This window comes from Yinghuangia sp. YIM S10712 (genome assembly GCF_051388935.1).
Taxonomy (GTDB): domain Bacteria; phylum Actinomycetota; class Actinomycetes; order Streptomycetales; family Streptomycetaceae; genus Yinghuangia.
Map to the genome: position 1 here is coordinate 40,972 of NZ_JBPKBI010000009.1, position 22,968 is coordinate 63,939.

Below are 22,968 nucleotides of genomic sequence, written 5' to 3' on the forward strand. Positions count from 1 at the left end.
CCGGGCGCCCGGTCCCTCCCCCACCTGCAACGGAGTCTCGCCATGCGCACCGCCGCCGTCGTCGGCACCGGACTGATCGGGACCTCCGTGGCCCTGGCGCTCGCTGCCCGGGGGACGACCGTCTATCTGCGGGACACCGACGCGACCGCGGTCCGCACCGCCGCGGCGCTGGGCGCGGGGCTGGCCGAGACGCCGCCCGAGCCTGTCGACCTCGCCGTGCTCGCGGTGCCGCCCGCGCGCATCGGCGCCACGCTCAGGGAATGCCAGCGCAGCGACCTGGCGCACAGCTACACCGACGTCGCCAGCGTCAAGGAGCAGCCGCTGCGCGACATCCAGGCGCTCGGCTGCGATGTCTCCCGCTACATCGGCGGCCACCCGCTCGCCGGCCGCGAGCGCTCCGGCCCGCTGGCCGCGCGCGCGGATCTCTTCGACGGACGTCCCTGGGTGCTGACGCCGGCGACGAACACCGACACCGAGACGCTCAACCGCGCGCTGGAGATGGTCGCGCTGTGCCGTGCCGTGCCGGTCGTCATGGAGCCGCGCGCGCACGATCACGCGGTCGCGCTGGTGTCCCACGCACCGCACCTCGTGTCCGCGCTGATGGCAGCCCGCCTCGAAGAGGCCGCCGACACCGCGACCCGGCTGGCCGGCCAGGGGGTGCGCGACGTCACGCGCATCGCGGGCTCCGACCCCGGGCTTTGGGTGGAGATCCTGGGCGCGAACGCGACGGCCGTGGCCGACGTGCTGTCCGGATTCGCCGACGACCTGAGCGAAACCGTGGCCGCGCTGCGGGCGTTGGCCGCCGAGGACGACGCGAAGCGACGGACGGGGACCGACGGGATCACCGGAATCCTGCGCCGGGGCAACGCCGGGCAGGCGCGGATCCCCGGCAAGCACGGCGCTCCCGCCGCGCGCTACGAGCCGGTGCCGGTCGTGGTCGGAGACCAACCGGGCGAGCTGGCACGCCTGTTCGGGGACGTCGGCGCGTCCGGGGTCAACATCGAGGACATCACCATCGACCACTCGCCCGGCCGCGCGACGGGCCTCATCGAGCTGATGGTCGACCCGGCGGCCGCCGACGGGCTGGTGCTCGACCTGCGGCGCAAGGGGTGGAACGTCCAACGGTGATGTGGGTAGTGCGAGTTCGCTCCTCGACTGCCGCGGTCTTTCGCTCGCCTGTTCGCCTCTCCGGCACTTCGCCAGTGTTGCGCCACCTTGAGAGACCGTCCCTCGGCCGCCGCCCTTCTGGCACTCTGGACCCGTGACGCTGTCCACCACCGACTCGCTCGCGGTGTACCTCGCCTCGCTCTCCGCGCCCGATCTCGCGCGCATCGTCACCACCACGCCCACCGTCCCGGACGAGCCCCGGCCCACCACCCTGCGCCACGTGGCGGTGTGCCTCGCCGACTGCGAAACCGCGCTGCTGGGCTGCTCGTTCCTCAGCCGCGGCGAATTCCAACTGCTGGAGGCGCTGTGGGCGGTGGCCGAGGAGGGGCCGCCGGGCGGCGCGGCCCGGCTCGGCCGTGAGGCCGGACCGCGACTCGACGACGACCCCGTGGTCGTGGTCGACCCCGGCACGCTCACCGGGCTGGTCGAACAACCCCGCGACATGGGGCCGTTGCTCGACGCCTTGGCCGGACGGGTGCTCGCCTGGCCCGAGGACGGCCGGATCCGCCTGCACCCGGGCGCCGCGTCGGTGTTTCCCCTGCCGCTGGGGCTCGGTGCCCCGGCGCACGGCCTGCTGCTGGCCCGGCGACACGAGGAACTACAGGTGATCGTCCGGGAGTTGGGTGGCATACCAGCCGGACGCAAGGACGACAACGCGGTCCTCGCGGCGCGGCTCCTCACAAACCCCGAGGTCGTACGCCGTGTCGCGGCGCGGCTCGACGCCCCCGCACGGGCGCTCCTCGACGAACTCACCCACACCGGAGTCCGCCGCGTCCCGGCCGCCGGTCGGGGCTGTTTCGGCGCGCGCGCGAACGGGCCGGCCGACACGGACGCGCACGTCAGGCTCCGCCGCCGCGGCCTGCTGCTGCCGGTCGGCGACGGCTGGGAGATGATGCCGCGCGAAGTCGCGCTGGCACTGCGCGGCGACGACTACCGCGTGCCGTTCGAAGCGCGGCCGCCGCGCGTGGCCACAGTGCCGGTCGACCGTGCCGCCGTGGCCTGCGAGTCGGCGGCGTCGGCGGCGCGCGCCCTCGACCTGGTGTCCCGGCTGCTGCACGCGTGCGCCGTTCGGCCCTTGCCCGTGACGCCCGGCACGGGAAACAGCGAGGTACACCGCCTCGCCCGCGAACTCGGATGCGACGACGAAGCGGTGCGGCTGTGGCTGCACATCGCCGAAGCGGCCGGGCTGCTGCTGGTCGACGCCGAGTGCGGCCGGGTACTGCCCACGCGCGTGTACGACGCGTGGCTCGACGGCGAGCCCGCCGCGCGGCTGCTGGCCCTCGTGCACGGCTGGCTCGCGATGCCCGAGACCCCCACCCTCGACGCCGCCGGGACCACGGTGACGCCCGGGACGCCGCGGCCCGCGCCGCTGTCCGGGACCCCGGTGCACGGCGGTCTCGCCCTGGTCGCGCGCGGCGCGCTGCTGCGCACGCTCGGTGCCGAGGCCGGGGGCCGCGCGGTCGCCGATGTCGCGTCGCTCGCCCGCTGTGTCGCGTGGATCTGCCCGACGCCCTTTCGACAAGGGCTCGCGGAACTGGTCGAGGAGGTCGAGGTCGAGGCCGCCGCGACGAGCGCCGCGCCCGGCACGACCCGCCGGCTCGACCGTACGGAGGGCACGGCCCACGCACACGACGCCGGTTCTCCGCCGACCGGGCCGTGCCGGTGCGCGGAATGCCGCGGTGCCGCCGACGAGATCGTGCACGCGTACCAGGGCCGCTTCGACGCCCTCGCGTTCGTCGAGGCCACCCTGCACGAGGCGGCGGCCCTCGGATTGGTCGCGCACGGTGCGCTCACCGCGCTCGGCGTCGGGGTCGCCGGGCGGAACGACGCCGAGCACCTGCTCGCGGCGGCCGAGGAGTTGCTGCCGCCGGCGGCCCACCGCGCCCGACTGCGTGCGGACCTGACGGCCGTCGTCCCCGGTACGCCGACCGTCGGTCTCGCCCGGCTGCTCGGCGGCTGTGCGGATGCCGAAGGTACCGACCGCGTATGGCGGTTCACCGAGGATTCCGTACGCCGCCACCTGGACGCGGGCGGTACCGCCGACGCCCTGCTCACCGATCTCGCCGATGTGGCGACCGGCGAACTCCCTCAGCCCCTGGAGGAGTTGATCCGCGCCGTCGGACGACGCCACGGGCTGGTCCGGGCCGCGTCCGCCGCGAGCGTGGTCTACGCCGAGGACGCCGAGCTGATCACCGAACTCCTGTACCGCCGGGAGCTGTCGGGGCTGCGCTGGCGACGCGTCGCGCCGACGGTGCTGCTGTCGGCCGAACCACTGGACCGGGTCGTCGACCGCCTGCGCGGAGCCGGGTACGCCCCCGCGGCCGAGACCGAGACGGGCAGCGCCGTCGTGGAACGGCCCGCCGAATTTCGTGCCGGCCCGCCGGAACGGCCCGCCGAATTTCGTGCCGGCCCGCCGGAACGGCCCGACGCGTGGACCGCGCTGCCGGCGCTCGACGACGCGTCGCAGGACTGGCACGCGTGGGCCGTCGGCCTCCTCACCCGCGCGACCCGGCCGCCTCCGCCGCTCACCGCGAAGGCGGCCCGCCTGCACGAGGCGGCGCCGCTCCTCGGCCCCGAGGACTGCCTGGTCCTCGCCGACGCGCTCGACCGGGGAAGCGCCGTGCGGGTCGCGGCGACGGCGTACAACGGCGAGCCGCTGGTCAGCACGGTCGCGCACCTGGCGATGGCCGGCGACAGCCTGTACATGCGCCCGCCCAACGGACGGCCCGCGCTGCTGCCGTTCCGCCTCGAAACGCTGTGGCTCGTGCTGCCCGCAACCGAGTGAACATCCCTGGTACGCGACGTGGTTGCGGCACCGGCATCCGAGGGCCCGGTCAGGCCGGCCGGATGTTCTGGTTGAGGTGGAAGACGTTGTCCGGGTCGTACTCCGCCTTCACCGCGGCCAGGCGCCCGTAGTTGCCGGGGCCGAACGAGTCGACCACGCGGGCGTGTCCCTCGTCGCCGATGAAGTTGAGGTACACCGTCTCCGTCGCCCAGGGCCGCACGTCGGCGCAGACGTCGTGCGCCCACTGCGCGCCGCGCGCGTCGTCGGCGGGGTCCTCCCACACGCCGAACGGGTGGACGGCGTACGGCATGTTGCGCCACGGCACCGGGAACTCCTGCGGGCCGCCCGCGAGCATGCCGCCCTGCGGGAAGACGACGTGCAGCGACGGGGACGGCACGATCATCTCGGGGGCGCGGGCGCAGAACGCGTCGACCGCCTCGTCGGGGAACGACTGCAAGTACTCCGCGGACCAGTAGTTCCGCATCCCGGGCGGGTCGTCGAGCATGCGCTGGAATTCGGCGTACGGCATGTCCGTGATCAGCGCCCCTTCCGGGGCGAGGCCCAGCAGCGGCGTCACCGCCTCCTGGCACACGGCCTCCGGACCGGCGCATGTCACCAGCGCCGCGCAGGTCAGGCGGCCGACAAGGTGCGCGGGCACGAACTCCTCGGGCGGCCCGGTGAGGAAGAGGAACGCGCCGCCGAACTCGTCGGGCGCCCCGGCGAAGAAGTCCCGGTAGGTGCGCAGCACATCGGGCCCGTATTCGGGCGACCACAACAGCAGTGCCATGCTGAAATCCGGCAGCTTGTGCAAGGCGAACGTGAAGGACGTGACGACGCCGAAATTGCCGCCGCCGCCGTGCAGCGCCCAGAACAACTCGGGGTGGTCGTCGGCGTCCGTACGCACGATCCGCCCCTCGGCGGTCACCAGGTCGGCGGCCAGCAGGTTGTCGCACGCCAGGCCGAACTTCCTTTCCAGCCACCCCGATCCGCCGCCGAGGGTGAAGCCGCCGACACCGGTCGTCGACGCACGTCCTCCGGTGGTGGCCAGTGCGTGGGGCTGGGCGGCGTTGTCGAGATCGGCCATGGTCGCGCCCCCGCCGACCCGGATCGTGAGCGCGTCGGCGTCGACGACGGCCTCGTTCATGCGGCGCAGGTCGATCACCAGCCCGCCTTCCGTGAGGGACTTGCCGGCGACGCCGTGCCCGCCGCCGCGCACCGAGACCTCCATCCCCGTCTCGCGTGCCATGGCCAGCGCGCGGGCGACGTCGTCGCGGCTCGTGCACTGGGCGATGACCCCGGGACGTTTGTCGACGGCGGCGTTGAAGATGCGGCGGGCCTTGTCGTAGTCGGCGGCGCCGGGCAGCAGGACGCTGCCGCCGAAGCCGCCGCGCAGGCTCTCGATTCTGGCGGTGTCCGGGCCGAGGGTGGTCATGGTGTGCCCTGCCTTCGCGTGCTCCCCGAGCCTCCCCGAGCGGTACGCGGCACCGCGTCGGTCGGGCGGGACTGCGCGGACATGCCGCTTCATCCACGGTAAATCTCAGGCGAAAGGGGCGAAACATTACTTGTCTCAAGAAGGGGCGCACCAGACCGCCGCCGGGGCCGGTGTCAACCGGGGCCGACGGTCCGGCGTCCCCGGCGCCCGGCGAGGCACCGCCGGTGAATCGGGGATGATCGAGGCGCGCCGTTCCCGGTACCCTCGGGGGAACAACCTCCTGGAATCGAAGGGTCTCCCTGGCCGTGGATACACGCACGCCGCTCGCGACGATCGTGGTCGCGGTCGACGGTCCGTCCGGTTCCGGAAAGTCGAGCGTGTCACGCGCCGTCGCCCAGCGTCTCGGGCTGCGCTACCTCGACACCGGTGCGATGTACCGCGCGATGACCTGGTGGATGCTGCACAACGGCATCGACGTGCACGACGCCGCCGCCGTCGCGGCGGCGGCCGACAAGCCCGAGCTGGTGTCCGGCACCGACCCGGCCGCGCCGACCATCACCGCCGACGCCGCCGACGTCGCCGTGCCGATCCGGGGCCCGGAGGTCACCGCGGCGGTCAGCGCCGTCAGCGCGGTCCCGGAGGTCCGCACCCGACTGGTCGCCATGCAGCGCGCCGTCATAGGCTCCGGCGGCATCGTCGTCGAGGGTCGCGACATCGGGACCGTCGTCGCACCCGACGCCGCGGTCAAGGTGTACCTGACCGCCAGCGAGGCCGCCCGCGCCGCCCGTCGCAACGCCGAGAGCAGCGACCCCGCGGTCACCGTGAGCGCGACGCAGGCCGACCTGGCCCGCCGCGACGCCCTCGACTCCGGCCGCGCCACCGCCCCGCTGGCCATGGCCGACGACGGCATCCTCGTCGACACCACCGAGATGGACCGCGACCAGGTCGTCGAGCACCTGCTCGCGCTCGTCGCCGCCCGCGCGGAGGGCGCCGCGCAGTGAGCCTCGCACCCGCGCGGCAGGCGGCGGACGCCGACCGCCGCCCCCGCTGGCCGGTCCCCACCGACATCACCAAGCCGCCGCTCTCGGCAGCCGCGCACCGCATCGGCATCCCGCTGCTGCGGTCCTTCTGGCGCATCCGGTCGCTCGGCACCCACCATGTGCCGCTCGGCGGGCCGGTCATCCTCGCCGGCAACCACACGAACTTCGCCGACGGCCCGCTGCTGTTCGCGTTCTGCCCGCGCCCGGTGCACTTCCTCGTCAAGCAGGAGATGTTCACCGGTGTCCTGGACCCGGTGCTGCGTGGCATCGGACACATCCCGGTCAACCGGGGCGCCGCCGACCGCGGCATGATCACGGACTCGCTGACCGTCCTGCGCGCCGGCAACGCGCTCGGCGTCTTCCCCGAGGGCACCCGCGGCGCGGGCGACTTCGGGGAGGTCCACAACGGCCTCGCGTACCTCGCCATGCGCTCCGGCGCGCCCATCGTCCCCGTGGCGTGCCTGGGCACCGGCGACCGGGGGTCGTCCGCCGGCGCCATGCCCGCCTTCCGCGCGAAGATCGACGTCGTCTACGGCAAGCCGTTCCTGGCCGCCCCCGACACGGGCAACCGCTCGCGCCGCGTCGTCACCGAAGCGTCGCAGCGCATCGTCGAACGCCTGACCGCCCACCTCCACGAGGCCGCGCGCCTGACCGGCCGGAGTCTCACCCGGGGCGAGGACCCCGCCGCGACCCCGGCCGCCGCCGACGCGCGCGCCTGACGCAAACACCCGAACGCAAGGACGCCACCCATGCAGCACGACGCCGGTTCCGGCGCATCCGCCGAAGAGTTCCCGGGGACCTTCGACCCCGAGGCGTGGGAGGCCGACTACGACCCGGACGAATGGGTCGACGCCGGCGGCGACCTCCTCGGCGGCGGGGAGGAGGAGGCCGAGGCACACGCCCACATGCCCGTCCTCGCCGTCGTCGGACGCCCCAACGTCGGCAAGTCCACACTGGTCAACCGCATCATCGGCCGCCGCCAGGCCGTCGTCGAGGACACCCCCGGGGTCACCCGCGACCGCGTCAAGTACGACGCCGACTGGAACGGTCGCCGCTTCACCGTCGTGGACACCGGCGGCTGGGAGAAGGACGTCCAGGGCATCGACCTTTCGGTGGCCCTCCAGGCGGAGTTCGCGATCGACAACGCCGACGCGATCTTGTTCGTGGTCGACGCCACCGTTGGTGCGACCGACACCGACGAAGCGGTCGTGAAGCTCCTGCGCCGTGCCGGGAAGCCCGTCGTCCTCGCCGCCAACAAGGTCGACAACATGGCTCTGGAGGCCGACGCCGCCGCGCTGTGGTCGCTCGGCCTCGGCCAGCCGTACCCTGTCTCGGCCGTGCACGGCCGGGGCAGCGGCGACCTGCTCGACGCGGTCCTCGAAGCGCTGCCGGAGGCGCCCGCTCAGCGCTTCGGCACCGCCCTCGGCGGACCGCGCCGCGTCGCGCTGCTCGGCCGCCCCAACGTGGGCAAGTCGTCGATGCTGAACCGGCTCGCCGGCGAGACGCGCGTGGTCGTCGACCCGATCGCCGGGACGACCCGCGACCCGGTCGACGAGATGATCGAGCTTGGCGGGAAGACCTGGAAGTTCGTCGACACCGCGGGCATCCGGCGGCGCGTGCACCTGACGCAGGGCGCGGACTTCTACGCGTCGTTGCGCACGACGGCCGCACTGGAGAAGGCCGAGGTCGCGGTGATCCTGATCGACGCGAGCGAGCGGCTGGCCGAGCAGGACACCCGCATCATCTCGCTCGCGGTCGACTCGGGCCGCGCGATCGTCATCGCGTACAACAAGTGGGACCTGCTGGACGAGGAACGCCGGTACTACCTCGAACGCGAGATCGAACAGGACCTCGTACAGGTGCAGTGGGCCCCGCGCGTCAACGTCTCCGCGAAGACCGGGCGCCACATGGAGAAGCTCGTCCCCGCGATCGAAACCGCGCTGGAGAGCTGGGAGAAGCGGATCCCGACCGGGCGCCTCAACGCGTTCCTCGGCCAGATCGTGGCCGCCCACCCGCACCCGGTGCGCGGCGGCAAGCAGCCCCGGATCCTCTTCGGCACCCAGGCGGGGACGAAGCCGCCGCGGTTCGTGCTGTTCACGTCGGGCTTCCTGGAGGCCGGCTACCGGCGGTTCGTCGAGCGCCGTCTCCGCGAGGAGTTCGGGTTCCCGGGCACGCCGATCGAGATCCGCATGAAGGTCAGGGAGAAGCGCTCGCGCAAGCCCGGCAGGTGACCCGGCCGGTACTCGGCACGCGGTTCGGCGACGGGCTCGGCGACGGGCTCAGAGCGACCGCGGGCGGCTCGGGGGCGCCGAGACCGGGGTGAGAGGCGGCAACCCGGACCGGCCGGGGCCGCCGGACCGGGCGGCGGAGCCCCCGCTGCCCGGAACGGTGGTCGGCGTGGACGGCTGCGCCGCCGACTGCCGGTCGCCGTAGTCGTCCGCGTCGGCGAAGGGCATGGAGAAGCCCGCGGGCCGGAAGGCCGGGATGGGCGCGGGACGCGGCACGTCGTAGCCGTCGAAACCGTCGAAGCCGTCGTAGCCCTCGAAGTCGTCGTAGCCGTCCGACCCGAACCCGGGGATCCCCGACGGCTCGCCGTAGCGGTCCCCGGGCACGGCCCGGAACATCCGCTGCCACTCCTCCATCAGCTTGTCGAAGATCGGCGTGGGCGAGCCGGCGGCCCCGGATCCGGACATGCTGCGGGTCGAGGAGCCGGTGTGCGGAGAATCGTCGAAGGTGAACACGTAAAGCCCAACGACGCAGCAGTCGTTGCGATGCGGGCAAAACGCCAGGAATCCATCAGCAGGCCTGGCGCTCCCGAGGGGACCTGGGATTTTCGTTCGCGGGGCGTCAGCCCTCCGGGGCCGGATGGACGGTGCCGACGACGTCGACCATCGCGCCGGTGACGGTCGCGAGGTCGGCACCACCCATGACGTAGGGCGGCATCGCGTACACCAGCTTCCCGAACGGCCGGATCCACACGCCGCGTTCGACGAACGCCGGCTGCACGGCCGCCATGTCGACCGGCTCGTGCAACTCGATCACGCCGATCCCGCCGAGCACGCGCACATCGGCCACCTGCGGCAACCCACGTGCCGGCTCCAGCCCCGCCCGCAGGCCGGACTCCAGGGCCGCGACGCGCTCGCGCCACGGACCCGAGACCAACAGGTCGATGCTCGCCACCGCGACCGCCGCCGCAAGGGGATTCGCCATGAACGTCGGCCCGTGCATGAACGCGCCGTGCGCGCGGCTGATGGTCTCGGCGATCTCGTCGGTGCACAGCGTCGCGGCCATCGTCAGGTAGCCGCCGGTCAGCGCCTTGCCCACGCACATGATGTCGGGCGAGATACCGGCGTGCTCACACGCGAACATCGCACCGGTACGCCCGAAGCCCGTCGCGATCTCGTCCGCGATCAGCAGCACCCCGGTCTCATCGCACAGCTCGCGTACCCGGCGCAGATACGCCGGCGAGTAGAAGCGCATGCCGCCCGCGCCCTGCACGATCGGCTCCAACACCACTGCTGCGACTTCGTCCTGATGTTTTGTCAGCAATTCGGCGAAGGCCGCGGTGTCGGCGTCGTCCGCCGGGCGCTCGAACCCCGCCGGCGGCATCGGGGCGAACAACTGCTCCGGCAGCGCCCCCGACCACAGACTGTGCATGCCGCCTTCCGGGTCGCACACCGCCATGGCCGCGAACGTGTCGCCGTGGTAGCCGCCGCGTACCGTCAGCATGCGCGTTCGGCCGTCGTGCCCTCGGGCCCGCTGGTACTGCAACGCCATCTTGAGGGCGACCTCGACCGCGACCGAACCCGAGTCGGCGGGGAACACCCGTTGCAGAGGCTCCGGCGTCAAATCGACCAGGCGCCGGGCCAGCTCCACCGCCGGCGGATGCGTCAGACCGCCGAACATGACATGCGCCATCGCGTCCAACTGCCGCCGCGCGGCGGCGTTCAGCGACGGGTGGTTGTAGCCGTGGATCGCCGACCACCACGACGCCATGCCGTCGACCAGCTCACGGCCGTCGGCGAGCCGCAGGCGCACGCCCGCCGCCGACACAACGGGAAACAGCGGCGCGTCGCCGAGCGCACCGGCGTACGGGTGCCAGATGTGGCGCCGGTCGTACGCCACCAGCTCGTCGCCGTCCAACCACCGGGCGCCGCCGGGGTCCGGACTGCCTGCAAGAACGCGATCATGCGGGTCAGCGGTGTTCATCGACGGGACGCTAGCAGGCACCCCGCGGACATCCCCGCCACCCCGGACCGCTGCCCGGTCGTGTCCCGGGGTGTGCCGCCACGGCCCCGTCCGCCGTGGCCACCCACCTGCCGTCAGGACCCGCCGGCCGTCACGATCCCGTCAGCGGCACCGAACCCGCCACCAGCAGTCCGCGCCGCCCCGCCTCGCGCAGCGCGGCCCCCAACTCGTCGTTGCCGGTGTGGATGCCGATCGTGCCGACCGGTGCCGCGTACAGCAGCACGACGCCGTTGCCGCGCGCCGCGCTCAGCCACGCCTCCGGCACCTCGGCCGGGACCTGCGCCTGCCACCACGCCTCCGTCCGGCCGCCCGCGCCCGGGAACAGCACCGACGTGAGGAACCCGCCTTCCAGCACCACCGACCAGCCGCTGAGCAGCGGCGGCAGCATCCGGTCCGGGTCCGCCACCACACTGAAGCCGCGCTCGCCCAGCAGCGTCAGGAACTCGTCCTGGGACCCCTGCGTGCCCGGCCGCGCGACCGCCGCACCCGGTTCGACGACGAGTGCGGCGTAGGTGATGCCGTCGCAAACCATCATGCTGCCGGTGATCGAGATCGGGACCGGGCCGCCGGGAACGACGGTCGGTGCCGGCACGTTCGACGGGTCGCCCTGCTGCGCGGCGATCAGCGGTTGGACCGCGGCGTCCGACACGGGGATGACCTGTGAGGGGATGCACCGCGCGTGCGCGAAGGCGAGCACGGCCGTCTCCTGCGCGAGGTAGAGCAGCGCGCTGGTCTCCTCGACGGTCGTGTCGCCGCCGCCCCGGCACGACGCACACGCGTAGGTCTGCGGCCCGGTCTCCCCGGAGACCAGGCGGATGGCCTCGTCGTCGCCGATCTCGGCGCGGACCTCGGGACTGACGTCCAGCAAGCGTGACACGGTATGACTCCTCGTCGTCGCGGTGTATCGCGCCGGGACGTTACCGGTGTGTCACGTTCGGTGACATGGAGAGAGGTGTGAAGTCACCCGTACGAGCGGTGGTCGCGCGGGCAACACCAGGCCTGTACGGGGGATTTCACGTGAAATCAGCGGGTTCGTTCGCGGGCTGCGATCAGCCGAAGAGCCATGGTGCGTCGGGCGCGACCGGGCAGTTTCCGGGTGCGGTCTGCGCTCCCGCGACGAAGGCCCGGAAGACGGTCTCGACCGGCACACCCGCGACCTCCGCCGGCGCGCCTTCCTGGCGCGACATGCGGTAGGCCGTGTAGCAGCCCGGCACGCCTGCGTCCTCCGCGCGTTCTGCGTTGACCGCCGCGACGACCGTCCCGACGGCCGTGTCGGCCTTGGCCGCGGCGTCCTTCGCGGGCACCGGCGAGCTCACCCGGTGCGTCAGCCGGTCGCGTTCGCCCGGGACCTCGGCGACCGGTGCCAGATAGCCCCCGACGGCGGTGAACGACAAGACCCGCCTGTTGTCGTAGAAGAGGTCGCACTTTTGGACGTAGCCGCCTGGGTTCGTCCCCGGGGCGAGGCCCTCGGCCGGGTACGCCGGGGTCACCGCGCTGCTCCAGCGCGCCCGTTGGGCGCCCTCGGCCGCCGGGCCGAGCAGGCGCGGGTCGACGGACCAGCACACGTTCGCGTCGGTGACGGGCGCGGGCGCGGGGGCGGGCAGCACGGGCGCGGGCCGGTCGGGCGGCGCGACCCCGCAGTCCGCGTGCTCGTTGACCCCGGCGGCCACGCGGGCCACCAGGCCGGCCAGTTGCTCCCTGTTGTCGGACTGGCCGCCGTCGAGGATGCGCACCCGTACGAGCAGTCCGACCGGGAGGGGGCTGCCGTTTATGATCAGGTTGCACTCGCGGGTGACCCAGGCGTCGTCGGGGCCGGTCATGCCGTTGAGGGTGACCCCGTTCGCGTTGCCGCCCAGCAGCGGCGCCGAAGCCGCCGTCGTCGACCCGGCCAACTGCACCAGGTCGCTGCCGGACATGTTCAGCGGGTGCGCGGACGCGGTGAACGACGTGTCCCCGGACGAGACTTCGCAGTGGAGCACCGGGTACTTCGGCTCCGGTTTCTGGTCCTCGCGCACTGTCACGACGCCCTTGGGCAGGAGGGCCTTGACCTGCTTCGTCGGCAGAAGGCCGTCGCACACCTTCGCGGGCAGCGGGTCCGCCTTCTTGTCGTTGCCCACACTGCATCCGGTCAGGACGACGGCGGCGGCCAGTCCGGCGGCGACGACGCGCGTACGCGAGGACGGCCTGGAGCGAAAAATGGACAGCGGAGACACACCTCGGGCCTGGGTGGACACAGACCCGAAGGATAGCGGCAGGCCTTCGGTCGTTCTCAGCCGCGCCGGGCTTTGATCAGCCAGCCGGTGAAGGCGCCCACCGCGAACGTGCCGATCAGGACGATCCACATCGGCGCCTCGACCGTCGGGATCCAGAACCTGATCTCCGCGGACGCGGTGTTCGCCAGCACGAACCAGATGCTGAGGATGACGACCACGATCGTCAGCCACGTGCGGTTGTCGAACTGTGCGAAGAAGTTTCCGCTTCGTCCGCCTTTGCCAGTACTTGACATGGTTTCAGGCTAGTCGGGGTCGGCGGATCCTGCCGGGAATGGCCGCGGGCGTGCCGGAATCCCAAGGGCAGGTAAAGTTGTGTTCCGCAACTAATGTCTGGTACAGTTAATGCCAGGACGCCGACTCCACAGGGTGTCCGCGACGAACCGCGAGCCACAACGACGCGCGGCACGACGTACCCACGACGTACAGAGAGAGCCTGAGGGGCAGCGCGATCCGCTGTGTTGGGCTCGAAGGGGAGTTCACACATGGCGAGCAACGCGACACCCGCGACCGCGGGGGCGCGCGCCGGTACACCCGGCGACGGCGCACCGATGACGCACCGTCAGATCATGGAGGCCCTGTCCGGGTTGCTGCTCGGCATGTTCGTGGCCGTGCTGTCCTCGACCGTGGTCAGCACCGCGCTGCCGCGCATCATCGGCGACCTGGGCGGCGGGCAGTCCGCATACACCTGGGTGGTGACCGCGACGCTGCTCGCGATGACCTGCACCACGCCGATCTGGGGCAAGCTGGCCGACCTCTTCAGCAAGAAGCTGCTCGTGCAGCTCTCGTTGGTCGTCTACGTCGGCGGATCCATGCTGGCCGGCCTCGCCACGAGCTCCGGCATGCTCATCGGCTTCCGCGTCCTCCAGGGCATCGGCGTCGGCGGTCTGATGGCGCTGTCGCAGGTCATCATGGCCGCGATGATCCCGCCCCGCGAGCGCGGCCGGTACAGCGGCTACCTGGGCGTGACATACGCGATCGCCACCGTCGGCGGCCCGCTCATCGGCGGCGTCATCGTCGACTCGGCGCTCGGCTGGCGCGGCTGCTTCTACGTCGGTGTGCCCTTCGCGGTCGTCGCCCTGGTGATCCTGCAAAAGACGCTGGACCTGCCCGTGGTCAAGCGGGCGGACGTCAAGATCGACTACCTGGGCGCGATGCTCATCAGCCTCGGCGTCGCCGTGCTCCTCATCTGGGTCACCCTGGCCGGCGAGCAGTACGCGTGGATGTCGTGGCAGACCGGCGCGATGGTCGCCGCCGCCGTGGCCCTGCTCGGCCTCGCGGTCGTCGTCGAGGGCCGCGCCGCCGAGCCGGTGATCCCGACGTGGCTGTTCCGCGACCGGACGATCCTGCTCGCCGTCATCGGCAGCGTCGGCGTCGGCCTCGCGATGATGGGTGCGACGGTCTTCCTCAGCCAGTACTTCCAGATCGCCCGCGGCATGACACCGACGGTCTCCGGGCTGCTGACCATGCCGATGATCTTCGGCCTGTCGCTCACCTCGGCCGTCGTCGGACGACGCATCACCACCACCGGCCGCTGGAAGCGCTACCTCGTCATGGGCGGATTCGCGCTCACCGCGGGCCTGGCCCTGATGAGCACCGCGCGCTACGACACCAACTTCGTGATCCTCGGCGTGTTCATGTTCGTCCTCGGCATGGGGATCGGTGCGCTCCAGCAGAACCTCGTGCTCGCCGTGCAGAACTCCGTACCGGTGCACCAGCTCGGTGTCGCCAGCTCGACCGTCGCGTTCTTCCGCAGCCTGGGCGGTGCGGTGGGCGTGTCGATCCTCGGCGCGGTCATGTCGCACCGGGTGTCGGGCTACCTGGCCGAGGGCGGCCTGAACTCGGGCAGCGGTGCGGGCGGCGGCATCCCGGATGTCCGCCACCTGCCGCCGGGCGTGCGCGATGTCGTCGAAAGCTCGTACGGGCACGCCGTCGGCGACATGTTCCTCGTCGCCGTGCCGTTCGGCCTGATGGCGCTCGTCGCGGTCCTGTTCATCCGCGAGAAGCCGTTGCAGACCGCGAAGCAGGTCGCCGCAGGTTCGCCGGCGCCCGCCGGGCAGTCGACCGACCCTGTGTCCGCCACCCGGGAGCCCAGCCGCGTCTGACCGGCTGACACCCCCCGAGCCGTGCCCCGCCATGCCTCCTCAGCACCCACAAAGGGCGGGGCACAAGAGAGGCCCCGCCCCGTCTTCCCCCCATGGGCCGGGGCCTTCTCCGTGCGGCAGGTCGTGGGCCGCGGTTTTTCTGCGTGTGACTGCCGGTCCGCGACCCGCTCCGCGGCTCAGTGCGGCGCGGCGTCCATGTCCGGCAGGGGATAGGGAAACTTCACCCCCACCGCGCCGTCGACGGTCAGGACCTGGCCGGAGACGTAGCGGGCGAGGTCGCTCGACAGGAACAGCAGCGGGCCGGCGATGTCGGCGGGCCGGGCGACATCACGCAGCGGTGCGTTGTCGGCGTTCGCCACACGGCCGGTCTCGCCGAGGTACGCCGAGACGCGCGGCGTCCACACGACACCCGGCGCGACGGCGTTGACGCGTACGCCCGACGGACCCAGCTCGACGGCGGCCGACCGCACGAGCGACATCAGGCCGGCCTTGGCCGCACCGTACGCCGCGTGCATCGGGGCGCCGGTCATCCCCGACACCGAGGCGACGAAAGTGATCGTGCCGCCGCCGTGCCGTGTCATGTGCGCGCCGCCGAACTGCACCGCGAGCAGCGCGTGGCGCAGCACGATGTCGTGGTGCCAGGACCAGTCCTCGTCGGTCACCGACAGCAGATCCTGGTACCGGCTCATGCCGATGATGTCGACGACGCCGTGCACGCGGCCCAGTCGCGCCTCCGCGTGCGTCCACAGCGCGGCGGCGTCGGCACGCGAGGTCGCGTCGCCGGACCACGCGTGGCCGCCGACCTCGTCGGCGATGTCGTCGGCCAGCCCCGCATCCTGGTCGACGGCGAGCACGTCGGCGCCCGCCTGCGCGAGGGCGTGGGCGGCCTGGCGTCCGATGCCCTGTCCGGCGCCCAGGACCACGACGCCTTTGCCGTCGAGGCGCAGGCGTGCGCTGTAGTCGGGAACGTCGCTGTCGTCGGTGCGCGTCATGCGCTCAGGACTACCTGACGGACCGTCAAGGAACAAGGCTCGGCCGTGCACCCGAAAGGATTGCTTGACTGATGCAATCACATCCCCGTCTTTTCCTTTGACCGTGGCAAGGATATTGTCGCGGGGCCGGGGCCGGTGAGGCGGTCCTTCCTGTTCGTGGAGTGGGGATAGGGGAGACGCGTGGCCATCGGATACACCCCCGAACACCGGGCGTTCGCGGAGTCGGTGGCCGGGTTCGTGCGGCGTCACGCCTCCGTCGAGGCGACCCGGCGGGAGTTGGACGCGCTGGGGGGTGGGGCGCTTCCCGCGTTCTGGGAGGCGCTGGTGGCCTCGGGGGTGCCGGCGGTGCACCTGCCCGAGGAGCACGGGGGAGCGGGGGCGGGGTTTCTCGGTCTCGCGGTCGCGTTGGAGGAGGCCGGGCGCGGGCTGCTGCCGGGACCGCTGCTGCCGACGGTGACGGTCAGTGCGGTGCTCGCGCGGTACGCGGGGGACGACGCGGCGAAGGCGCTGCTGCCCGCGTTCGCCGAAGGTGCGACCGGTGCGGTCGCGGTGGCCGCGGGGCTGTCGGCGCGGCGGACCCCGGTCGGATGGGAAGTCGCGGGAAGTGTCGAGCCGGTACCCGGCGCGCTCGGTGCGCGGTACCTGTTGTTGGGGGCGACCGACGAAGACGGCGCGGAGCTGTGGTTCGTCGTCGCGGGCGACCGGGACGGCGTCGGCGTCGAGGCGTTGCGCGGCGTGGATCTCGCGCGGGGTGTGGCCCGCGTGCGGGTCGACGGCCTGGAGGTCGCGGCCGCTCAGGTCCTGGCGGGTGTGACGACCGAGCGCGTGCGCCGGGTCGCGGCCGTGTCGGGGGCCGCGGAGGCGGTCGGGGTCGCCCGGTGGTGCTTCGAGACGGCCGTCGCGTACGTGAGGGTACGCGAGCAGTTCGGACGTCCCGTCGGGTCGTTCCAGGCGGTCAAGCACAAGGCCGCCAACCTGTTCACGCGCCTCCAGGTGGCCACCGCCGCCGCGTGGGACGCCGCCCGCGCGGCGGACGAGGCGGGGCCGGGCGCCGAGGAGCAGTTCGAACTCGCGGCGGCGGAGGCGGCGATCGTGTGCCTGCCGGTCGCCCGTGAGACCGCCCTCGACTGCATCACCATGCTGGGCGGCATCGGCTTCACGTGGGAGCACGACATCCACCTGTACTGGCGGCGCGGGGTATACCTCGCGCAACTGCTCGGTGCCGACGACGAATGGGCCGAACTCCTGGGCCGGCGTGCCCTGGCCACCCTCGACGGCGGCGCCGAGCGGCGCTTCGATCTCGAACTGGGCGCGGAAGTGGCCGAGTTCCGCGCCGAGGTGGCGGCCCGGCTCGCGACGGCGAGGGAACTCGACGAGCCTGCGCGCCGGCACTACCTGGCCGACGAGTGCGGGTACGTCTCGCCGCACTACCCGCGGCCCTACGGCATCGCCGCCACACCCGCGCAACAGGTCGTGATCCAGCAGGAGTTCGCTGCCGCGGGCCTGGTCCAGCCGTCCACCGTCATCGGGGAGTTCGCCCTTCCGACGATCATGGCGCACGGTACCGACCGGCAGCGGGAGAAGTTCGTCCCCGCGACGCTGCGCGGGGACATCGTCTGGTGTCAGTTGTTCAGCGAGCCCGGTGCCGGCTCCGACCTCGCCTCACTCGGCACGCGTGCAGTGAAGGTCGACGGCGGGTGGCGGATCAGCGGCCAGAAGGTCTGGAACTCCAAGGCGCACGAGGCGCATTACGGAATCTGCCTGGCGCGCACCGACCACGAGGCGCCCAAGCACAAGGGCATCACGTACTTCATCGTCGACATGGGCTCGGAAGGTGTCGACGTGCGTCCGCTGCGGCAGGCCAACGGGCAGGCGGAGTTCAACGAGGTGTTCCTCGAAGACGTCTTTGTTCCGGACGAGTTCGTGGTCGGGGAGATCAACGGCGGCTGGGCCATCACGCGGACCACGCTTGCCAACGAGCGCGTGATGATCGCGGGCGGGCCGGGCATGGCGGCGTTCGGTGCGCTCCTGCGGGACGTCGGCGCGGACGGCGCGCGGACGGCGTCGCCCGCGGTCGCCGCACGGATCGGTGTGTTTGCCGCGGAGAACTGGGCTTTGCGGGCGCTCGCCCTGCGGTCCACCCTCCAGCAGTTGTCCGGCCTCGACCCCGGTGCCGCGTCCAGCGTCCTCAAGCTCGCCGTCACCGAGCACCTGCGGGCGGTGCAGACCGCGCGGCTCGAACGCCTCGCCGAGACGGGGACCGTGGCGGAAGGGGAGTCGGGGGAACTCGTCACCGCGTACTTGTCCGTACCCGCCGTGCTGCTGGGCGGCGGCACCCGCGAGATCCAGCTCAACGTCGTCGCCGAACGCATTTTGGGCCTGCCCCGCGGTTGACGCGGGCCCGGCGACCGCTGTGTGAAAGGACGTTCCCGTGCCTGCTCCGCTCGACGAATTCCCGCTCCACCAGGCGCCGCTGTCGATCGCACGTGTGGCCGCGAGCGACCGGAACTTCTACGACCGCTACTACTTCAACGCGCACGACCGCACCGGCGACGTGTTCGTGGTGACCGGGTTCGGCGTTTACCCCAACCTCGGGGTCAAGGACGCGTTCGTGACCGTCGGCCGCGGCACCCGGCACACGACTGTGCGTTTCTCCGACGCCTTCGAGCCCGAGTCCGACGACCGCCTGAACCCGGCCGTCGGCGCGTATCGCATCGAGGTCGGCAAGCCGCTCCACGAACTCCGCCTGATATGCGACGCGTTGCCGCACGGCATCGCGATGGACCTGACCTGGCAGGGCAGTTTCCCCGCGGTCGACGAGGAGCCCCACGTGCTGTTGCGCGACGGCCGCGTCGTGCTCGACGCCCAGCGCTTCGCGCAACTCGGCACCTGGGAAGGCACGTTGCACGTCGAGGGCCAGGACTACACGGTCACCCCCGACGTGTGGCTCGGCACCCGAGACCGCTCATGGGGCATCCGGCCGAGCGGCGACCCGGAGCCCGGCGGACGCGCCGCCGCCGAACGCGACCCCGACGGGGGCATGTGGTGGGCGTACGTGCCCCTGAGGTTCGAGGACCACGCCATCGTCGTCATCGTGCAGGAGGAACCGGACGGCACGCGTACGCTCAACCAGGCCACGCGCGTGTGGCCGGCCGCGTCCGGGCGCCGCCCCGAGCAACTGGGGTGGCCCGAGTTCGCCATCGAGTACGCCCCCGGCACCCGGACCCCGAAGCGCGCCACGATCCGCATGAAGGACCTCGCCGGGAAACCCGTCGTGGTCGAGGTCGAACCGCTCGGCAGTGTGGCGCTCAACTGCGGCCCCGGCTACGGCATGGACCCGACGTGGACGCACGGCCAATGGCGCGGACGAGGCTGGAGCGAGGGCACCGTGGTCGACCTCGCCGCCGACGAATCCGCCGCCGCACGGGCGAGGTTCGGCATCGTCGACCACGTCGCCCGCGCCACCTGCGACGGCCGGGAGGGCTGGGGCATGTTCGAACACGGCTGCCTCGGCCGCCACGACCCCTCAGGTTTCCCGGACTTCGCGGCCGTGGCGCCCTGATCCGGTCCGTCCGCCCGGCATTTGAGAGCACGACGCCACGACGAACCGCTCTGCACAGGGGCCCTGGGGGCCCGGGAGGTGACCGTGCACATCGCCTACACACCCGCGCAGGAAGAACTGCGCCGGGAACTCCGCGCGTACTTCGCCGGGATCATGACCCCCGAGATCCGCGAGCAGCAGGCCTCGGGCGAGACCACGCTGGAGGGCCGCGACGGCGCGTACTGGAAGGTCGCCCGCGCCATGGGCCGCGACGGGTGGCTGGGCATCGGCTGGCCCAAGGAATACGGCGGCCAGGACCGTTCGATGATGGAACAACTCATCTTCACCGACGAGGCCACGCTCGCCGGCGCCGCCGTGCCGTTCCTCACCATCAACACCATCGGCCCGACGCTGATGGAGTACGGCACCAAGGAGCAGCGCGACTTCTTCCTGCCGCGCATCCTGTCCGGCGAACTCCACTTCTCCATCGGCTATTCCGAACCCGACGCGGGGACCGACCTGGCCAACCTGCGCACCCGCGCGGTCCGGGACGGCGACGACTTCGTGGTCAACGGCCAGAAGATGTGGATCTCGCTGATCCACGTCGCCGACTACCTCTGGCTCGCGGCGCGCACCGACCCCGATGCGAAGGCCCACAAAGGGCTGACGATCTTCCTGGTGTCGACCGACAGCCCAGGCCTGTCATGGAGTGAGGTCAAGACGCTCGGCGGGCAGACGGTCAGCCAACTGACGTTCGAGGACATGCGGGTGCCCGCGTCCGCCGTCGTCGGCGAGGTCAACGGCGGCTGGGCGCTGATGACCGGCCAACTCAACCGCGAGCGCGTCGCGTTGTGCTCGGCGGCCGGCATCCAGCTCGCCCTGCACGAGACACGCAGGTGGGCCGAGGAGACCACGCTGCCGGACGGGCGGCGCGTCATCGACCAGGAGCACGTGCAGCTCAACCTCGGCCGCGTGCACGCCAAGGTCGAATTCCTCAAGCTCATCAACTGGAAGATCGCGTGGGCGGTCGACCACGGCGCGAAAGTCGGCCCCGCAGACGCCTCCGCGACCAAGATCTTCGGCACGGAATTCGCCACCGAGGCGTACCGGCTGCTCATGGAGTGCTTCGGGGAGGGCGCCTACCTCAGCGCGGGAGCGCCGGGCGTCGTGCTGCGCGGGCGTATCGAGAAGATGTACCGCTCGGCGCTGATCCTCACCTTCGGTGGCGGCACCAACGAGATCCAGCGCGACATGATCGCGATGCTCGGGCTCGGCATGCCGCGCCCCCCGCGTTGATCCGGGCCCACCGTCAACCACTGCGACGCACAGGGGAACTGCGACATGGACTTCGCGTATACCGATGAACAGCGGGAACTGGTGGGGCTGGTCAGGACGATCCTCGGCGAACGCGTCACGCACGACTCGCTGGCCGCCCTGGAAGCCGGGGTCACGAGCGACGGCGTGCCGCGCTTCGACCGGGCACTGTGGGCGGAGCTCGCCAAGGCGGACATCCTCGGCATCGGGCTGCCGCAGGAGTACGGAGGTTCCGGAGGCGGGGTCTTCGAACAGATCTTGGTTCTCGAAGAGGTCGGCCGGACCCTGGCCCCCGTGCCGGTGTACGCGTCGATCGTGGTCGGAGCCGCGGCGATCGCCGCCCACGGGACCGACGCCCAGAAGGCCGCCTGGCTGCCCGGCGCGGTCTCCGGCGACAAGATCCTGACGGTGGCTTTGGCCGAGCCTTTGGGACGTGACGCCGCGACACCAACGGTGAAGGCCCGTCGCGTTGCCGGCGGTTGGCGGCTCGATGGTGTCAAGACCGGTGTCCCGGCGGCGACTTCGTCCCACGTGATGCTCGTTCCTGCCGCGACCGACGACGGCGTGGGCGTCTTCCTCGTCTCCCCGTCGGCCCACGGCGTCACCGTTGTTCCGCAACTCACGACCGCCAAGGAGATCGCCGGGGAAGTCACCCTGGACGGCGCGGTGGTGGCCGACGACACACTGCTCGGCGGCACGGTCGACACCGCCCGTGCGGTGTGGCTGCGCGACCGCGCGACGCTCGGCCTGTGCGCGCTCCAACTCGGCATCACCGACAAGGCCATGCGCGCGGCGGCCCAATACACCAGCACACGCGAGCAGTTCAAGCGTCCCATCGGCTCGTTCCAGGCGGTCGGCCACCGTCTCGCGGACTGCTACATCGACGTCGAGGCGATCCGCCTGACGACATGGCAGGCGGCTTGGCAGGCGGAGTCGGGGACGGACGCGAGCGAGGCCGTCTCGACCGCGAAGTTCTGGGCGGCGGAGGCCGGCCACCGCGTCGCCCACGCCGTCGTGCACGTCCACGGCGGCATGGGCATCGCCGAGGAGTACTACGTCCACCGCTACTTCGTCCACGCCAAGCAGATCGAGTTCTCCCTCGGCGGCGCCAACGAACACGCCCTCCGCATCGGCGCGGCGTTCGCGGCCACACCGGCGGGCGAGTTCGTGTGAGACGGGGGCCAGGGAAAGCCCGCGTCGTCGGCGGTCGTGCCGTTCGTCCGGCGGCGTGAGGCTGACCGATGAGGCTTATCGGGGGTCGGGTGCATGCGTCGTCCCGTGCGTCCGAAGTCGACGGCAGGTTCCGGTCGACCGGACGCGCGGGCTGGAGCCACCGGCGTTGTCGTCGTCCGGGCTCGCCCACCGCCCGGCCTCACCTCCCGTTGTCGGCCATGGACCATGTGGGTGAGGGGAGTTTGCCGGGAGTCCAGGGGCTCCCGGCGAACCGGTCGGGCGGCCTTCCGCACCCGACGCTCTCAGCAGGCGGGCACTCGCGCGCGAATGTCCCCTTGGGTCGACAGCGTGGTGTCCGGTGCGAACCCTGCCGCCCCCCTCGGTCGGTGCGACGCGGACCCACACCGCGCTGGTCCCGGTCCGCCCGACGACGGGCGGACCCGCGGTGTGGCAGGCGACCACCACCCAGGAGCCGTCCGCGAGCCGACTCAGTTGTGCGGCGTCCGGACGCGGTTCACCGCGCACGGGCAGACCGCCGGGCGCACGGACGACGGCGGTGGGCGGTTCGGTCGCGCGAGGCGATGCGGACGTACGGGCGGCTGTTGCCGCGGATCCGTCGGACGCACCGGTGTCGCTGCCTATCACGCCCAGCAGCAGGGCTCCGGCCACCACCACCCAGGTGCCGATCGAGGGTGCGCTGCGCGGGCGGTAGACGGTGACGATCGTGGTTTCGTCGCGGTAGGTGTCGATTTCTTTCCAGTGTGCGGGCCGATATGCCGGCCGGTGAACGGGCATGCGGGAACTCCCGGGCCACTCGGCGCCCGCCCGGACGCGCACAGCGTCGGGCCGCGGCGCAGTGAGAACCGCGCCTGAGCGCGGGAAAGGGAATTTCGGCGTCCGC

The 22,968-nt window shown here is 72.2% G+C and carries 17 protein-coding genes; 10 read left to right on the forward strand and 7 right to left on the reverse strand.

Translation table 11 applies throughout. The features are described 5' to 3' along the window. Window positions 1-42 precede the first annotated feature (42 nt). Window positions 43-1,128 (forward strand): prephenate dehydrogenase, encoded by a 1,086-nt coding sequence (locus ACRX5W_RS19335; RefSeq protein WP_436789457.1) that lies wholly within the window; start codon window positions 43-45, stop codon window positions 1,126-1,128. Between the two features lie 133 nt (window positions 1,129-1,261). Continuing rightward, window positions 1,262-3,952, forward strand: coding sequence for a helicase-associated domain-containing protein (locus ACRX5W_RS19340; RefSeq protein WP_436789458.1), 2,691 nt, complete (start codon window positions 1,262-1,264; stop codon window positions 3,950-3,952). Window positions 3,953-4,001: 49 nt separating this feature from the next. Here ACRX5W_RS19340 and ACRX5W_RS19345 read toward each other — a convergent pair whose 3' ends face one another. Continuing rightward, on the reverse strand, window positions 4,002-5,384 hold the full coding sequence (locus ACRX5W_RS19345) for an FAD-binding oxidoreductase (RefSeq protein WP_436789459.1): 1,383 nt from the start codon (window positions 5,382-5,384) through the stop codon (window positions 4,002-4,004). 305 nt (window positions 5,385-5,689) lie between these two features. Here ACRX5W_RS19345 and cmk point away from each other — a divergent pair, with 305 nt between their 5' ends. The 3 genes from cmk (at window position 5,690) to der (ending at window position 8,655) form a co-directional block, all read left to right on the forward strand. Next, on the forward strand, window positions 5,690-6,385 hold the full coding sequence (cmk, locus tag ACRX5W_RS19350) for a (d)CMP kinase (RefSeq protein WP_436789460.1): 696 nt from the start codon (window positions 5,690-5,692) through the stop codon (window positions 6,383-6,385). Window positions 6,386-6,450: 65 nt separating this feature from the next. Beyond that, entirely contained in the window at window positions 6,451-7,143 is a 693-nt protein-coding gene (locus ACRX5W_RS19355; RefSeq protein ID WP_436789620.1) for a lysophospholipid acyltransferase family protein, read from the forward strand. A gap of 30 nt (window positions 7,144-7,173) precedes the next feature. Continuing rightward, entirely contained in the window at window positions 7,174-8,655 is a 1,482-nt protein-coding gene (der, locus tag ACRX5W_RS19360) for a ribosome biogenesis GTPase Der (protein WP_436789461.1), read from the forward strand. Window positions 8,656-8,703: 48 nt separating this feature from the next. On the opposite strand, the gene ACRX5W_RS19365 is transcribed toward der, so the two are convergent. From ACRX5W_RS19365 to ACRX5W_RS19385, 5 genes are all read right to left on the reverse strand, one after another. Then, window positions 8,704-9,117 (reverse strand): hypothetical protein, encoded by a 414-nt coding sequence (locus ACRX5W_RS19365; protein ID WP_436789462.1) that lies wholly within the window; start codon window positions 9,115-9,117, stop codon window positions 8,704-8,706. Between the two features lie 154 nt (window positions 9,118-9,271). After that, on the reverse strand, window positions 9,272-10,633 hold the full coding sequence (bioA, locus tag ACRX5W_RS19370; RefSeq protein ID WP_436789463.1) for an adenosylmethionine--8-amino-7-oxononanoate transaminase: 1,362 nt from the start codon (window positions 10,631-10,633) through the stop codon (window positions 9,272-9,274). A 130-nt stretch (window positions 10,634-10,763) separates the two neighbouring features. Next, a complete protein-coding gene (locus tag ACRX5W_RS19375; RefSeq protein ID WP_436789464.1) occupies window positions 10,764-11,549 on the reverse strand; it encodes a hypothetical protein in 786 nt (261 codons plus the stop codon). 172 nt (window positions 11,550-11,721) lie between these two features. Continuing rightward, complete coding sequence (locus ACRX5W_RS19380; protein ID WP_436789465.1) at window positions 11,722-12,906, reverse strand: hypothetical protein; 1,185 nt, start codon at window positions 12,904-12,906, stop codon at window positions 11,722-11,724. Window positions 12,907-12,941: 35 nt separating this feature from the next. Beyond that, window positions 12,942-13,178 carry a lipopolysaccharide assembly protein LapA domain-containing protein gene (locus tag ACRX5W_RS19385; protein ID WP_436789466.1) on the reverse strand — a complete coding sequence of 79 codons (237 nt, stop codon included), beginning with the start codon at window positions 13,176-13,178 and terminating at the stop codon, window positions 12,942-12,944. A 249-nt stretch (window positions 13,179-13,427) separates the two neighbouring features. Between ACRX5W_RS19385 and ACRX5W_RS19390 the strand changes: the two genes are divergently transcribed. Further along, the gene (locus tag ACRX5W_RS19390) at window positions 13,428-15,047 is read left to right on the forward strand and encodes an MDR family MFS transporter (protein ID WP_436789467.1); all 1,620 of its coding nucleotides are present in this window, start codon (window positions 13,428-13,430) and stop codon (window positions 15,045-15,047) included. A 176-nt stretch (window positions 15,048-15,223) separates the two neighbouring features. On the opposite strand, the gene ACRX5W_RS19395 is transcribed toward ACRX5W_RS19390, so the two are convergent. Further along, complete coding sequence (locus tag ACRX5W_RS19395) at window positions 15,224-16,039, reverse strand: SDR family NAD(P)-dependent oxidoreductase (protein ID WP_436789468.1); 816 nt, start codon at window positions 16,037-16,039, stop codon at window positions 15,224-15,226. A 180-nt stretch (window positions 16,040-16,219) separates the two neighbouring features. Here ACRX5W_RS19395 and ACRX5W_RS19400 point away from each other — a divergent pair, with 180 nt between their 5' ends. The 4 genes from ACRX5W_RS19400 (at window position 16,220) to ACRX5W_RS19415 (ending at window position 22,067) form a co-directional block, all read left to right on the forward strand. Then, window positions 16,220-18,433: an acyl-CoA dehydrogenase gene (locus tag ACRX5W_RS19400; RefSeq protein WP_436789469.1), complete on the forward strand. Its 2,214-nt coding sequence runs from the start codon at window positions 16,220-16,222 to the stop codon at window positions 18,431-18,433. A gap of 37 nt (window positions 18,434-18,470) precedes the next feature. Further along, entirely contained in the window at window positions 18,471-19,601 is a 1,131-nt protein-coding gene (locus ACRX5W_RS19405) for a hypothetical protein (protein ID WP_436789470.1), read from the forward strand. 84 nt (window positions 19,602-19,685) lie between these two features. Continuing rightward, window positions 19,686-20,876: an acyl-CoA dehydrogenase family protein gene (locus ACRX5W_RS19410; protein ID WP_436789471.1), complete on the forward strand. Its 1,191-nt coding sequence runs from the start codon at window positions 19,686-19,688 to the stop codon at window positions 20,874-20,876. A gap of 45 nt (window positions 20,877-20,921) precedes the next feature. After that, window positions 20,922-22,067 carry an acyl-CoA dehydrogenase family protein gene (locus tag ACRX5W_RS19415; RefSeq protein ID WP_436789472.1) on the forward strand — a complete coding sequence of 382 codons (1,146 nt, stop codon included), beginning with the start codon at window positions 20,922-20,924 and terminating at the stop codon, window positions 22,065-22,067. The last annotated feature ends 901 nt before the right edge of the window (window positions 22,068-22,968 follow it).

What these genes read in the sequence shown, in the direction of transcription:
- ACRX5W_RS19335 (WP_436789457.1), top strand. Translation starts at nt 43, where the DNA reads ATGCGCACCGCCGCCGTCGTCGGCACCGGACTGATCGGGACCTCCGTG.
- ACRX5W_RS19345 (WP_436789459.1), bottom strand. Translation starts at nt 5,384, where the DNA reads ATGACCACCCTCGGCCCGGACACCGCCAGAATCGAGAGCCTGCGCGGC.
- der (WP_436789461.1), top strand. Translation starts at nt 7,174, where the DNA reads ATGCAGCACGACGCCGGTTCCGGCGCATCCGCCGAAGAGTTCCCGGGG.
- ACRX5W_RS19365 (WP_436789462.1), bottom strand. Translation starts at nt 9,117, where the DNA reads ATGTCCGGATCCGGGGCCGCCGGCTCGCCCACGCCGATCTTCGACAAG.
- bioA (WP_436789463.1), bottom strand. Translation starts at nt 10,633, where the DNA reads ATGAACACCGCTGACCCGCATGATCGCGTTCTTGCAGGCAGTCCGGAC.
- ACRX5W_RS19385 (WP_436789466.1), bottom strand. Translation starts at nt 13,178, where the DNA reads ATGTCAAGTACTGGCAAAGGCGGACGAAGCGGAAACTTCTTCGCACAG.
- ACRX5W_RS19390 (WP_436789467.1), top strand. Translation starts at nt 13,428, where the DNA reads ATGGCGAGCAACGCGACACCCGCGACCGCGGGGGCGCGCGCCGGTACA.
- ACRX5W_RS19395 (WP_436789468.1), bottom strand. Translation starts at nt 16,039, where the DNA reads ATGACGCGCACCGACGACAGCGACGTTCCCGACTACAGCGCACGCCTG.
- ACRX5W_RS19415 (WP_436789472.1), top strand. Translation starts at nt 20,922, where the DNA reads ATGGACTTCGCGTATACCGATGAACAGCGGGAACTGGTGGGGCTGGTC.